Source organism: Pseudomonas sp. NPDC089569, assembly GCF_050280625.1.
Taxonomy (GTDB): domain Bacteria; phylum Pseudomonadota; class Gammaproteobacteria; order Pseudomonadales; family Pseudomonadaceae; genus Aquipseudomonas.
In genome coordinates this window covers 1-13,251 of the sequence record NZ_JBNNVQ010000054.1, presented here as the reverse complement: position 1 = coordinate 13,251, position 13,251 = coordinate 1, and the positions used below count along the sequence as shown (strand labels likewise).

The following is a 13,251-nucleotide window of genomic DNA, read 5'->3' as shown; positions in this document are numbered from 1 at the left end:
TGATTGCTGTTTTTGTGCAGATTCCCGAGCCGATTGGCTCGACAGGTTTTACGAGGAAAGTGCTTGGCGAAGCCCATTACAGGCTTTTCGCTTCGTCGCTCATGCGCGTGGTTTGCGCTGGGCCGATCATTTTCTGCTTCACTCAAGGCTCGCCCAACGGCTTGCCGCCCGGATCATGGGGGAATGGCGTAATGGCAACGGTAGACCGCTGGCTTCTGCCAGATGGCATCGAAGAAGTACTGCCACCGGAAGCTGCGCGTATTGAAGTAGCGCGTCGTCAGGTGTTGGATCTGTTCCAGAGCTGGGGTTACGAGTTTGTCGTGACTCCCCATATCGAGTACCTGGAATCCCTGCTGACCGGTGCAGGCCAGGACCTGGACCTGCGTACCTTCAAGGTCATCGACCCGCAGTCGGGCCGGCAGATGGGTTTCAGGGCTGACATCACCCCGCAGGTAGCGCGCATCGATGCGCATACCCTGCGTCGCGAGGGCCCCAACCGTCTGTGCTATGCCGGCAGCGTGCTGCATGCCCAGCCACGAGCCTTGTCGACCTCGCGCAGTCCGATCCAGCTGGGCGCCGAGCTGTACGGCGATGCCAGCCCGAGCAGTGATGTCGAGGTCATCAGCCTGATGCTGGCCATGTTGCAACTGGCCGATGTGCCGGACGTGCACATGGACCTGGGGCATGTGGGTATCTATCGCGGTCTGGCCCGTGCCGCCGGGTTGTCCGGAGAGGTCGAGCAACAGTTGTTCGACGCGTTGCAGCGCAAGGCCATCGACGAGGTCATTACCTTGACCGAAGGCCTGCCGGCCGATCTGTCGGGCATGCTGCGAGCGTTGGTTGACCTGTGTGGCGGTCGTGAGGTGCTGGTGGCTGCCCGCGAGCGTCTCGCCGGGGCTCCGGCGCAGGTGACGGCGGCGTTGGACGACCTGCTGGCAATTGCCGAACGTCTGTCCGTGCGTTTCCCCGAGCTGCCCCTGTATTTCGATCTGGGCGAGTTGCGTGGTTACCACTACCACACCGGCGTGGTGTTCGCGGTGTTCGTACCGGGCGTGGGCCAGTCTATCGCCCAGGGCGGTCGTTACGACGATATCGGTGCCGACTTCGGTCGTGCCCGCCCGGCAACCGGTTTCTCTACCGATTTGAAAACCCTGGTGACCCTGGGGCGTGCTGAGATCGAGCTACCGTCCGGCGGTATCTGGATGCCTGACAGTACGGATGCGGCACTCTGGCAGCAGGTTTGCCAGTTGCGCAGTGAGGGTCAGCGTGTCGTTCAGGCTCTGCCTGGGCAACCTTTGGCCGCCGCCCGTGAAGCGGACTGCGACCGGCAATTGATTCTGCAGAACGGGCTTTGGCAAGTATCGCCACTGGCTTCTTGAGTTTTCCCGCCGGCCACCGCCGGCACCAAGTTTGCGCGAATGAGGACAAGTGTTATGGGTAAGAATGTCGTAGTCCTGGGCACCCAATGGGGTGATGAGGGCAAAGGCAAGATCGTTGATCTGCTGACCGAACATGCTGCCGCCGTAGTGCGCTACCAGGGTGGCCACAACGCTGGACACACCCTGGTGATCGACGGCGAAAAAACCGTCTTGCACCTGATCCCGTCTGGCGTGCTGCGCGAAGGCGTGCAGTGCCTGATCGGCAACGGCGTGGTGGTTGCACCCGACGCCCTGCTGCGGGAAATCAACAAGCTGGAAGAGAAAGGCGTACCGGTGCGCGAGCGCCTGCGCATCAGCCCTTCCTGCCCGCTGATCCTGTCCTACCACGTTGCGCTGGATCAGGCCCGTGAAAAGGCTCGTGGCGAGCTGAAGATCGGCACCACCGGTCGCGGCATCGGCCCGGCTTACGAAGACAAGGTGGCCCGTCGCGGTCTGCGTATCGGCGACCTGTTCCACCGCGAGCGTTTCGCCGCCAAGCTGGGCGAGTTGCTGGACTATCACAACTTCGTACTGGTCAATTACTACAAAGAGCCGGCCATCGACTTCCAGAAGACACTGGACGAGTGCATGGAATACGCCGAGCTGCTCAAGCCGATGATGCTCGACGTCACTGCCGAACTGCACGAACTGCGTCGCGCCGGCAAAGACATCATGTTCGAAGGTGCCCAGGGCTCGCTGCTGGACATCGACCACGGTACTTACCCGTACGTGACCAGCTCCAACACCACCGCCGGCGGCATCGCCACCGGTTCGGGTGTTGGACCGATGTTCCTGGACTACATCCTCGGCATCACCAAGGCTTACACCACTCGCGTCGGTTCGGGTCCGTTCCCGACTGAACTGTTCGATGACGTCGGCGCGTTCCTGGCCAAGCGTGGTCACGAATTCGGTGCTACCACCGGCCGTGCCCGTCGTTGCGGCTGGTTCGATGCCGTCATCCTGCGTCGTGCCATCGACGTCAACAGCATCTCGGGCCTGTGCCTGACCAAGCTGGACGTGCTGGACGGCCTGGAAACCATCAACATCTGCATCGGTTACAAAAATGCGGAAGGTGCAGTGATCGATGCGCCGACCGATGCCGACAGCTACATCGGCCTGGAGCCGGTGTACGAGCAGATGCCAGGCTGGAGCGAGTCGACCCTGGGTGCGAAGACCCTGGAAGAGCTGCCGCAGGCTGCGCGCAACTACATCAAACGTATCGAAGAGTTGGTCGGCGCGCCGATCGACATTATTTCGACGGGCCCGGACCGCAACGAAACGATCGTTCTGCGTCATCCGTTCGCTTGATAAGTCATTGATGTGTAACACAAAGGGCCCATAATCGGGCCCTTTGTCGTTTATGTCTGCTGTACGGCATGACCTTTGCTATTACCTTTGCTTAAAACGTCATTTCCGGCGTGCCATCAATTTAATGGCGCTTTTGCAGAGGGATTTCAAGTGTCGGCCATTCTCTCACTGTTACAAAGCCGTCTCTTGCGGCCAGTGTTCGTTACTCTGGGTATCGCCCTTCTGGTGCAGGTGCTGGTGGCTGTCGCTCTGACACGGAGCACGGTGACCGCTCTGGAAGCCGATTTGGGTGTGCGCCTGGGGGCGGACAGTCAAAAACTGTCCGGCGAGCTTGAGCAGGCAGGGCGCGAAGTTACGTCCAGCCTGGACAGTCTCTCCGCGAGCACGCGCCAGCGTCTGACTGCCGGTTTGTCCTCGCGACTGGAAGAGGAACAGGCACAGCTGCGTACAACGCTGGAAAAAGACCTGAAGGATTCCGCCAATGATATGGCGCAGCTTCTGGCTTCAGTCGCACCTCGGGCCATGTGGGACAACGATATTCCGACCTTGTCCGAATTCGCCCGTCGCGCGCAACGCAATCCCAATGTCCTGTTCGTGGTCTATGACGATGCAACGGGTCAGCACCTGACGCGCTACCTCAATCGGGAAAATGCGATCAACAAGGCCCTGCTGGAAAAGGGTCAGGGCGAGCGGGCGCTAGACAAGGTGCTGGATGCGGCGAAGAACGATCCCTCTGTCTACTACCTCGAGGCTTCGATCAATCCCAACGGCGTGGAGATCGGCAAGGTCTTGATGGGGATCTCCACCGCTTCGGTGGAAACCGACCTGGCGGCCCTCGACAAGCGCTTCTCCGCCCTGATTGCCAGCAGCGATCAACTGGTGGGTGACAGCCTCAAGGGCGCGGCTGCCGACAGTGCTGCAGCCATGCGGGCACGACTGCAGTCGGCGCAATCCACAGCGTCTGAAATGAAAGCCAACACCACCGGCACGGTCCAGGATGCGGCGGCGACCTTGCGCTGGCGTATCGGAATGGGCTTGGCGGTGGTCGGAGCCGGCGTGCTTGTGTTGATTGCCCTGGTGCTTGGGCGTCGTGTGGTCAATCGCCTGAAGATGCTGATCACCGCTATGGACGATCTGGCGGCCGGTGAAGGCGATCTGACCAAGCGTGTGCAGATCAGCAGCAAGGATGAAATCGGCGACATGGCCTCGGCGGTCAATCGCTTTGTGGATAAGTTGCAGCCGATTGTGCGTGAAGCGGGCGATGTGGCCCAGCGCACCGGCGTGGAAATCGGCGCCATGACGCTGCGCAATGCCGGGGCCGATGCTGCGGCGGGCATGCAGCGAGATGAAGTGGCCGAGAGCTTGCGTGCGTTGTCGCAAATGGCCGATGAGGCGCAGTCCGAAAGTCAGGCGATGCAGGCTGCGCTCAAGCAGGTCGTGGACATTCGTCAGGCGACCGACGAAAACACCCGGACGTCGGCGAAAGTCGGCAGCCTGATCGAGGCCTTGGCCGGTCAGGTCGATACCGGTGCGCAAGTGATCGAGCGACTGGCGCAACAAAGCGAACAGATCGAAGTGGTATTGACGGTGATTCACGGCATTGCCGAGCAAACCAACCTGCTGGCCTTGAACGCGGCCATCGAAGCCGCACGAGCCGGCGAGACCGGTCGCGGGTTCGCCGTGGTGGCGGATGAGGTGCGGGCCCTGGCGAGCAAGACACAAAGCTCCACCGGCGATATTCAGGCGCACATCGTGGCGCTGCAACAGGGCGCGAGGGAGGCGGTGGCAGCGATTGGCCAGGCGGGGCGCCAGGCCAGCGAAGGTTTGCTGGTGTTGCGTGACAGCGCCCGGTTGCAGCAAACCGTGCAAACCTCGGTGGAACAGGTGCATTCGGCGATAGGTCTGGCGACCCAGGCCGCCGCACATCAGGCGCAGGGCGCTCAGGCCGTGCGCAGCCGGGTCGAGACCATCCACGCACAAGCCGAGAAAGCGGCCCAGGCCGTGCTTGAGACCACGGCCAGCGGCAAGGTGCTGGATGGGCTGGCGGCGCAGCTCAAGGCGAGTCTGGGGCAGTTCCGGGCTTAAATTTTTCGCTTAATGGACAGACGCTTTCGCGGGCAAGCCTCGCTCCTACAGGGTTTACATCGAGCCCGTAGGAGCGAGGCTTGCCCGCGAAGCTTTTCAGCGGCTCAAATACATCCGGGTTGTTAGCAGGTAGACGGGCAACCCCGACACCAGAATCAACAGCGCCGCATAAGGCGCCGCCGCCGCAAACTCGACATTCGCGGTATGCGCCCAGACCTCCGTTGCCAGGGTATTGAGCCCCGTCGGGCTTAAAAGCAATGTCGCGGTCAACTCCTTCATCGCATCCAGAAACACCAGTGCAAACGCCGCACCCAGCGCCGGGAAGATGATAGGCAGGGTTATGCGGCAAAAAGCGCCGAGCGATGATGCGCCCAGGGTTCGTGCCGCTTCTTCAAGCTGCGGTGCCGCTTTGTTCAGCGCGGTGCGGACCGGTGCCTGGGCAAGCGGCAGGAACAGCAGTGCATAGGCGATCAGTAGCAGGGCCGAGGTCTGGTACAGCACTGGCACGTAATGCAGGGCGAAATACACCAGGGTCAGTGCAATCACCAGTCCCGGCAATGCATGCAGCAGGTACGGCAAGCGTTCGGCCCATATCGCCAGTCGGCCCTTGTGGCGAACCACCAGCAGCCCCACCGGTACCGCCAGCACCAGGCACAGCGCCGCGCCGCCCAGCGACAGCGCCAGGGACGACAGCAGTGCTTCGCTGATGGCGGCCACTGGAAAGGCAGCAGAGCTGCCTACGGCCAGCCAGTACGCGAGCATGCCCAGTGGAACGCCGCTGCCGACAATTGCCAGTATCAGGCAGTACAGTTGCCCGGCAATTGACCATGGCCCAAGGCGGACCGGCTCTGCGTGTCGCGCTGCGCCCTGGCCGGTGCGTACATGTCGAGCCTTGCCGCGTACGCGCATCTCCAGCCACAAGAGCAACAGGCACAACACCAGCAGCACGGCTGAAAGCATGGCGGCATTGGCGTTACTGAACTCCAGTTCGAACTGTTGGTAGATCGCGGTGGTAAAGGTTTGCAGGCCGATGATCGACAGCGCGCCGAACTCAACCAGCATGTGCAATGCAATCAGCAGTGAGCCGGCAAGCAGCGATGGCCAGAGCAGGGGCAGGGTGACCTTGAAGAACACGCCCCAGCGATTCTGTCCCAGCGTGCGGGCGGACTCTTCCAGCGATGGATCGAGGTTGCGCAGGGTCGCTGCCACCGGCAGGAAGATCAACGGGTATTTGGACAGGCTCATGACCAGGATCGCCCCGCCCAGCCCTTCGAAATGTGCGCTGAGTGAAACCCAGGTGAAGCTGCTGACAAATGCAGGTACTGCGAACGGCAAACACAGGATCACGCCCCACAGTCGCCGTCCCGCCAGATTGCTTCGTTCCAGCAGCCATGCCAGCGACAGACCGATCAAGCCGCAAGTCAGCGTAACGCCGATCATCAGCGCCAGGGTATTGCGCAGCAGGCCGAACACATAGGGGCGCCACAGCAGGTGCAACGCTTGTGCCCAGCCGGCTTGCCAGGCCTTTGTCCCGACATAAGCCAGCGGCAGCAGGCTGAGTACAACCAGCAGCAAGACCGGCAACAACAACCAGATTGAGGGTCGCTTGGGCCTTGGCATGTGGTTGCGACGCTGGGTGACGGAAGGCGATAACGATGCGCTCATCAGTTCAGGCCAACATCACGCTCAAGGTCCAGGGCTTCTTCGGCGTTACCGAGATCGGCCGGCGTGACTTTCGGTGCCTGCAGCTCGCTGAACGGCTTGAGGCCGCGGTCAGATTCCATGCCTTTGTGCAGCGGATACTCGGCGGTGGTCTGGGTGATCACGCGCTGGCCTTCTTCGCTGGCCATGTAGGCAAGCAATTGTTGGGCTTCCTTTGGATGTTTACTGGATTTCAGCACGGCGGCACTGGAAACCGTGATCAGCCCGCCGACGTCGCCACCGGTGAAGTAATGCAGTTTCGAGTCGAGCTGGCCTTTTTCCCGCTGCAGGGCGAACCAGTAGTAATTGTTGACCAGAACGGTGGCCACTTCCCCGTTTTCCACGGCCTTGAGCGCGACCATGTTATTGCTGTAGGTCTTGCCGAATGCACGCAGGCCGGTCAGCCATTCTTCGGCGGCGGCCATGCCGTGTATCTTGATAATCGCTACGGCCTGTTCCTGGAATGCACCACTGGTGGGTACGAATCCGACCTTGCCTTGCCATTGCGGATCGGAGAATTCCATGACGGATTTTGGCAGGTCTTTTTCATCGACGAGCTTCGGGTTGAAGGCGACGACCCGCACCCGGGCGGTCACGCCAATCCAGGTGCCATTACCCGCGACGTATTCCTTGGGCAAAACGGCCAGGGTTGCGTCGTCGGCCTTGGCCAGAAAGCCTTGCTCGCCGAGTTTGTTCAAGGGTGGCGACTCTTCGGTGTAGATCACATCGGCGGGAGAGCGATCGCCTTCTTCGACAATTTGACTGGCAAGCTGATTACTGCTGCCTTTGCGGACATTGACGTGAATGCCGGTCTTGGCTTCGAAGGCTTTGGCCACAGCCTCTCCGACTTCCTTGTGTTGTCCGTTGTAAAGCGTCAGGGATGCCGGGGCGTCGGCTTGGGTGAGGGGAGTGGCGAGTGCCAGGCCGAGCAGGGTGAAGGTCAAGCCACGGCGCAGGGTATTTCGAAACATCATTCGCAGGGTTCCTCACTGTCGCATTGCAAAAACTTGCAACAATGATAAACGATATTGTTTCTCAAATGCGCCTTGTGTGGATGCGCACTTCCCTGTAGGAGCGAGCATGCTCGCGATGGAGGCAGGAGTGCCGCGGGGCATCAGGCACCCAGCGTTATCGTTGACGACCATCGCGAGCTTGCTCGCTCCTACAGGGGGAGGGGATTTTTCAGGAGGCAGAAACGCAAAAACCCGCTTTCGCGGGTTTTTGTGAAACTCAAGGTCGTAACCTTGAATTTGAATTGGTGCCCAGAAGAAGACTCGAACTTCCACGACCGTAAGGTCACCAGCACCTGAAGCTGGCGTGTCTACCAATTTCACCATCTGGGCATTCATCTTCAGCGTTGCCGCTGTTGATGTGGCGCACTATACGGACAGCATTTTGATCTGTAAACCCCTGATTTAATTTTAATAAATCGGTTTTAACAAATCGTCCGTTTAGAATGCAAAAAACCCGCTTTCGCGGGTTTTTGTGTGAGTCTTGAAACTGATCTAGTCTCAAACTCGAAATTGGTGCCCAGGAGAAGACTCGAACTTCCACGACCGTAAGGTCACCAGCACCTGAAGCTGGCGTGTCTACCAATTTCACCACCTGGGCATCTTCAACTGCATGTCTGCGTTGTCGATGGCGCGCACTATACGGAGCGTCTTTTTAACTGTAAACCCCTGTCCTCAAAAAAAATGAATTTTTTTACCAGCGGCATCCAATTGACATCTTTTGCGTCGATACAGGGGTATCGCAAAGGCCTTGAAAGCCTGAAATTTCCCGTTTCATTACGCCTATGCCAAACTAACCCGCATATAGACAAGGTGAAAACTCTCTAATGGCCGATTGGCAGTCCCTCGATCCCGAGGCCGCTCGTGAAGCGGAAAAATATGAAAACCCTATCCCCAGCCGCGAACTGATCCTTCAGCACCTTGCTGATCGGGGTTCGCCTGCCGCCCGTGAAGAACTGGTCGAAGAGTTCGGCCTGACCACGGAAGACCAGATCGAGGCCCTGCGCCGTCGACTGCGCGCCATGGAGCGCGATGCACAACTGATCTATACCCGTCGCGGTACCTATGCACCGGTGGACAAGCTCGACCTTATCCTGGGGCGCATCAGTGGCCATCGCGACGGTTTCGGCTTCCTGGTTCCGGATGACGGCACTGAAGACCTGTTCATGAGCCCGGCGCAAATGCGCCTGGTGTTTGACGGTGACCGTGCCCTGGCCCGTGTTTCCGGTGTTGATCGTCGCGGTCGCCGTGAAGGCATGATTGTCGAAGTGGTGTCCCGCGCTCACGAAAGCATCGTCGGTCGCTACTTCGAAGAGGGCGGAATCGGTTTCGTCGTTGCCGACAATCCGAAGATCCAGCAGGAAGTGCTGGTCACGCCGGGCCGCAATGCCAACGCCGAGATCGGTCAGTTTGTCGAAGTGAAGATCACCCACTGGCCGACACCGCGCTTCCAGCCGCAAGGCGACGTGGTCGAAGTCGTGGGTAACTACATGGCGCCGGGCATGGAAATCGATGTCGCCCTGCGTACCTATGACATCCCCCATGTCTGGCCGGCTGCCGTGCTCAAGGAAGCCGGCAAGCTCAAGCCGGAAGTCGAAGAGAAGGACAAGGAAAAGCGCATCGACCTGCGTCATCTGCCCTTCGTGACGATCGACGGCGAAGATGCCCGCGACTTCGACGACGCGGTCTATTGCGAGGCTCGTCCGGGCAAGCTGCGTCTGTTTTCCGGTGGCTGGAAGCTCTATGTGGCGATTGCCGACGTCTCCAGCTATGTGAAGCTCGGTTCGGCGCTGGATGCCGAGGCGCAGGTTCGCGGCAACTCGGTGTACTTCCCCGAGCGCGTGGTTCCGATGCTGCCGGAGCAGCTGTCCAACGGTCTGTGCTCGCTGAACCCGCACGTCGATCGCCTGGCCATGGTTTGCGAGATGACCATCTCCAAATCCGGTGAAATGACCGACTACTGCTTCTACGAAGCAGTGATCCACTCCCATGCGCGCCTGACCTACAACAAGGTCAGCGCCATGCTCGAAACGCCGAAGGCTACCGAGGCGCGCAAGCTGCGAGGCGAATACACCGACCTCGTGCCGCATCTCAAACAGCTGTACTCGCTGTACAAGGTACTGCTGGCCGCCCGTCATGTACGCGGCGCGATCGATTTTGAAACCCAGGAAACCCGGATCATCTTCGGCTCCGAGCGCAAGATCGCCGAAATCCGGCCGACCGTGCGCAACGATGCGCACAAGCTGATCGAGGAGTGCATGCTGGCGGCCAACGTGGCCACCGCCGAGTTTCTGCAAAAGCACGAAATTCCTGCGTTGTATCGCGTTCACGATGGTCCGCCGCCGGAGCGTCTGGAAAAGCTGCGCGCCTTCCTTGGCGAGCTCGGTCTTTCCTTGCACAAGGGCAAGGAAGGTCCGACGCCAAAGGATTACCAGGCATTGCTGGCCGGCATCAAGGATCGCCCGGATTTCCATCTGATCCAGACCGTAATGCTGCGCTCCTTGAGCCAGGCGGTTTACAGCGCGGAAAACGATGGTCACTTCGGCCTGAATTACGAGGCATATACCCACTTCACCTCGCCGATCCGCCGCTACCCGGACCTGCTTACGCACCGGGCAATTCGCAGTGTCATCCATTCGAAAAGGGAAACGCCGCACGTCCGCCGTGCCGGTGCTATGAGCATTCCGAAGGCGCGTATCTACCCTTACGACGAGGCTGCTCTGGAGCAGCTCGGCGAGCAGTGCTCGATGAGCGAGCGCCGAGCCGACGAGGCGACCCGTGATGTCGTTAACTGGCTCAAGTGCGAGTTCATGAAGGATCGCGTGGGCGAGTCGTTCCCGGGCGTTATCACGGCGGTGACCGGTTTCGGTCTGTTCGTCGAGCTTACCGATATCTATGTCGAGGGCTTGGTGCACGTGACTGCGCTGCCAGGCGACTACTACCACTTCGATCCCGTGCATCACCGTCTGGCGGGTGAGCGCACCGGGCGCAGCTTCCGTCTTGGTGACACCGTTGAAGTGCGAGTCATGCGTGTCGATCTCGACGAGCGCAAGATCGACTTCGAGATGGCCGAGAAGACCATCAGCGCACCGATCGGTCGCAAGAAGCGTGGTGCTGAAACCCCTGCTGCGACATCGAAAGCCGTCGAAGAGCCGGCACCGGCGAAAACCGGTCGTCGTACGGCGAAGGAAAAAACCGTCGAGGCCTACCGTCCAAGCGATGCCGCGGCGAAAAATGCCGAAGTGCGTAAAAGTCGTGAAATGAAAAAGGCGTTGCTGGCCGATGCGAAAAGCGCCGGCAAGGCACCTGCGGGAAAGGGCGGGCGCTCAGCGTCTGACAAGGTTCTCGGCAGCAAACCAGCCAAACCGAGCAAACATCGTAAAGGTCCGCCAAAATCGGGCTCGGCTCCAGCCAAGAGTGGCGGGGCGCGTAAACCTAAGGCCAAGTCATGAGTCAGTTGGAAAAAATCTACGGTGTGCATGCCGTGGAAGCGTTGTTGCGTCACCACCCCAAACGCGTCAAGCAGATCTGGCTGGCCGAAGGCCGCAGTGATCCGCGCGTTCAAACACTGATCGAGCTGGCCAACGAAAACCGTGTCCAGGTCGGTCAGGCCGAGCGCCGTGAGATGGATGCCTGGGTCGAAGGCGTGCACCAGGGCGTGGTTGCGGAAGTGAGTCCGAGCCAGGTCTGGGGCGAAGCGATGCTCGACGAACTCCTGGATCGTACCGAAGGTGCGCCATTGCTTTTGGTGCTCGATGGCGTGACTGATCCGCACAACCTCGGCGCCTGCCTGCGATCTGCCGATGCGGCGGGTGCGCTGGCCGTGATCGTGCCGAAGGACAAGTCGGCCACACTGACTCCGACGGTGCGAAAAGTTGCCTGTGGTGCCGCTGAAGTCATTCCGTTGGTCGCTGTCACCAATCTTGCGCGCACCCTGGAAAAGCTCCAGCAGCGCGGCTTGTGGATCGTCGGTACGGCGGGGGAGGCAGAGGTCAGCCTTTATGAGCAGGATCTCACCGGCCCGACCATCCTGATCATGGGCGCCGAGGGCAAAGGCATGCGCCGCCTGACCCGCGAGCATTGCGATTACCTGGTGAACCTGCCGATGGCCGGTAGTGTCAGCAGTCTGAACGTGTCCGTGGCGACCGGGGTGTGCCTGTTCGAGGCGCAGCGCCAGCGCCGGGCCAAGGCGGCAGGCAAGAAGCCTTAAGCTTTACGCAGTACAAGCGTGGGAGCGAGCCTGCTCGCGATAGCGGTGTCACATTCAGCAATAAAGTTGGATGTTCGACGCCAATCGCGAGCAGGCTCGCTCCCACAGTGTTTTGTGGCGCGGCATGAATGGCTGGCTGTTCAAATAATCACCAATTACCTTGCGCCTCACACGTCCCTTCTCTACAATTGCGCCCCTTGCTGTGCCGGCCGGTATACATGTGCCTCGCCCACGCAAGTCCATAAGTGTCATTCACTCCTTGTCTGACCGCTTCTGAGCGGCAGGCTACAACCCGTAAGGAGCATTCATGCGTCATTACGAAATCATCTTTTTGGTCCACCCGGATCAAAGCGAGACGTGCTTTCAAATTCCCGTTCCGCAACTGATTGGAGTAGGAAAATGGCCAAGAAGAGCATGAAAAACCGTGAGCTGAAGCGTCAGCTCACCGTTGCCAAGTACGCCGCCAAGCGTGCAGCGCTGAAAGCTATCATCGTGGATCTGAACGCAAGTCCAGAAGCTCGTTGGGAAGCTACCGTTGCCCTGCAAAAGCAACCACGTGACGCCAGCGCTTCGCGCATGCGTAACCGTTGCCGCTTGACCGGTCGTCCGCACGGCGTTTACCGCAAGTTCGGCCTGGGCCGTAACAAGCTGCGTGAAGCTGCAATGCGTGGTGACGTACCAGGTCTGGTCAAGGCCAGCTGGTAATTACTGTCAAAGTCTCGACGGTCGGGATCGCAAGATACTGACCGCCGGTGGCCTTGAATCTGGAACAAGCCCCTTTTGGGGCTTGTTTCATTTCCGGAGTGTGTCTAGAATACCCGGCTCGCCTGAGCCCGTGTTTTTCGTGCCCGGAATTTCTCGGCGAAAGTAGTAGCCGCAAGGCTAATTTTTCTGTTTTAGGAGCGTCTAGCCCATGAGTATGCAGGACCCGTTAGCGGACATGCTAACTCGAATCCGTAATGCCCAGATGGCTGAAAAGTCCGTCGTAAGCATGCCTTCTTCCACGCTGAAGGTGGCTGTAGCCAAAGTCCTGAAGGACGAAGGTTACATCGCGGGTTATCAGATCAGCAGCGAAACCAAGCCACTGCTGTCTATCGAGCTGAAATACTTCGAAGGCCGTCCGGTTATCGAAGAAGTCAAGCGCGTTAGCCGTCCAGGCCTGCGCCAGTACAAGTCCGTCGAAGATCTGCCGAAAGTTCGCGGCGGTCTCGGTGTGTCTATCGTCTCCACCAACAAGGGTGTGATGACTGATCGTGCTGCGCGTGCTGCTGGTGTCGGCGGCGAAGTTCTTTGCACTGTGTTCTAAGGGGGGATAAGCATGTCTCGCGTCGCTAAGAACCCCGTTAAGCTGCCAGCCGGTGTCGAAGTAAAATTCGCAGGCCAACAGCTTTCGGTGAAGGGTGCCAAGGGTACTCTCGAACTGAACGTCCATTCGTCCGTTGAAATCGTTGAAGAAGCCGGTGAGCTGCGTTTTGCTGCCCGCAATGGCGATCAACAGACTCGCGCAATGGCCGGTACC

Annotated in this window: 10 protein-coding genes and 2 tRNA genes; 8 read left to right on the top strand and 4 right to left on the bottom strand. The window is 59.6% G+C overall.

Annotation, left to right across the window (positions count from 1 at the left end; translation table 11 throughout):
- Positions 1–191: 191 nt before the first annotated feature.
- The 3 genes from ACQKP2_RS19900 (at position 192) to ACQKP2_RS19890 (ending at position 4,811) form a co-directional block, all read left to right on the top strand.
- Positions 192–1,379 (top strand): ATP phosphoribosyltransferase regulatory subunit, encoded by a 1,188-nt coding sequence (locus ACQKP2_RS19900; protein ID WP_427578823.1) that lies wholly within the window; start codon positions 192–194, stop codon positions 1,377–1,379.
- 54 nt (positions 1,380–1,433) lie between these two features.
- A complete protein-coding gene (locus ACQKP2_RS19895) occupies positions 1,434–2,726 on the top strand; it encodes an adenylosuccinate synthase (RefSeq protein WP_427578822.1) in 1,293 nt (430 codons plus the stop codon).
- A 150-nt stretch (positions 2,727–2,876) separates the two neighbouring features.
- Positions 2,877–4,811, top strand: coding sequence for a methyl-accepting chemotaxis protein (locus ACQKP2_RS19890; protein ID WP_427578820.1), 1,935 nt, complete (start codon positions 2,877–2,879; stop codon positions 4,809–4,811).
- A 96-nt stretch (positions 4,812–4,907) separates the two neighbouring features.
- Here ACQKP2_RS19890 and ACQKP2_RS19885 read toward each other — a convergent pair whose 3' ends face one another.
- The 4 genes from ACQKP2_RS19885 to ACQKP2_RS19870 all read right to left on the bottom strand — a co-directional run bounded on the left by ACQKP2_RS19885 (position 4,908) and on the right by ACQKP2_RS19870 (position 8,123).
- Entirely contained in the window at positions 4,908–6,476 is a 1,569-nt protein-coding gene (locus tag ACQKP2_RS19885; RefSeq protein WP_427578819.1) for an ABC transporter permease, read from the bottom strand.
- Complete coding sequence (locus ACQKP2_RS19880) at positions 6,476–7,486, bottom strand: extracellular solute-binding protein (protein WP_427578817.1); 1,011 nt, start codon at positions 7,484–7,486, stop codon at positions 6,476–6,478. Before ACQKP2_RS19880 ends, ACQKP2_RS19885 begins: the two co-directional genes overlap by 1 nt.
- A 282-nt stretch (positions 7,487–7,768) precedes the next feature.
- A tRNA-Leu gene (locus ACQKP2_RS19875) sits at positions 7,769–7,855 on the bottom strand.
- Positions 7,856–8,036: 181 nt separating this feature from the next.
- A tRNA-Leu gene (locus ACQKP2_RS19870) sits at positions 8,037–8,123 on the bottom strand.
- A gap of 226 nt (positions 8,124–8,349) precedes the next feature.
- Between ACQKP2_RS19870 and rnr the strand changes: the two genes are divergently transcribed.
- The 5 genes from rnr to rplF all read left to right on the top strand — a co-directional run.
- Positions 8,350–10,974, top strand: coding sequence for a ribonuclease R (gene rnr, locus ACQKP2_RS19865; RefSeq protein WP_427578816.1), 2,625 nt, complete (start codon positions 8,350–8,352; stop codon positions 10,972–10,974).
- On the top strand, positions 10,971–11,732 hold the full coding sequence (gene rlmB, locus ACQKP2_RS19860; protein WP_427578815.1) for a 23S rRNA (guanosine(2251)-2'-O)-methyltransferase RlmB: 762 nt from the start codon (positions 10,971–10,973) through the stop codon (positions 11,730–11,732). Before rnr ends, rlmB begins: the two co-directional genes overlap by 4 nt.
- A gap of 399 nt (positions 11,733–12,131) precedes the next feature.
- Positions 12,132–12,437 (top strand): 30S ribosomal protein S14, encoded by a 306-nt coding sequence (gene rpsN / locus ACQKP2_RS19855; protein ID WP_022641375.1) that lies wholly within the window; start codon positions 12,132–12,134, stop codon positions 12,435–12,437.
- A gap of 208 nt (positions 12,438–12,645) precedes the next feature.
- Entirely contained in the window at positions 12,646–13,038 is a 393-nt protein-coding gene (gene rpsH, locus ACQKP2_RS19850) for a 30S ribosomal protein S8 (RefSeq protein WP_003228724.1), read from the top strand.
- 12 nt (positions 13,039–13,050) lie between these two features.
- The coding region (gene rplF / locus ACQKP2_RS19845; RefSeq protein WP_427578813.1) for a 50S ribosomal protein L6 at positions 13,051–13,251 on the top strand (201 nt) is incomplete at its 3' end.

Coding starts and splice junctions, on each gene's coding strand:
- ACQKP2_RS19895 (WP_427578822.1), top strand. CDS start 1,434: ATGGGTAAGAATGTCGTAGTCCTGGGCACCCAATGGGGTGATGAGGGC.
- rpsN (WP_022641375.1), top strand. CDS start 12,132: ATGGCCAAGAAGAGCATGAAAAACCGTGAGCTGAAGCGTCAGCTCACC.
- rlmB (WP_427578815.1), top strand. CDS start 10,971: ATGAGTCAGTTGGAAAAAATCTACGGTGTGCATGCCGTGGAAGCGTTG.
- ACQKP2_RS19885 (WP_427578819.1), bottom strand. CDS start 6,476: ATGAGCGCATCGTTATCGCCTTCCGTCACCCAGCGTCGCAACCACATG.
- ACQKP2_RS19880 (WP_427578817.1), bottom strand. CDS start 7,486: ATGATGTTTCGAAATACCCTGCGCCGTGGCTTGACCTTCACCCTGCTC.
- ACQKP2_RS19900 (WP_427578823.1), top strand. CDS start 192: ATGGCAACGGTAGACCGCTGGCTTCTGCCAGATGGCATCGAAGAAGTA.
- rpsH (WP_003228724.1), top strand. CDS start 12,646: ATGAGTATGCAGGACCCGTTAGCGGACATGCTAACTCGAATCCGTAAT.
- rnr (WP_427578816.1), top strand. CDS start 8,350: ATGGCCGATTGGCAGTCCCTCGATCCCGAGGCCGCTCGTGAAGCGGAA.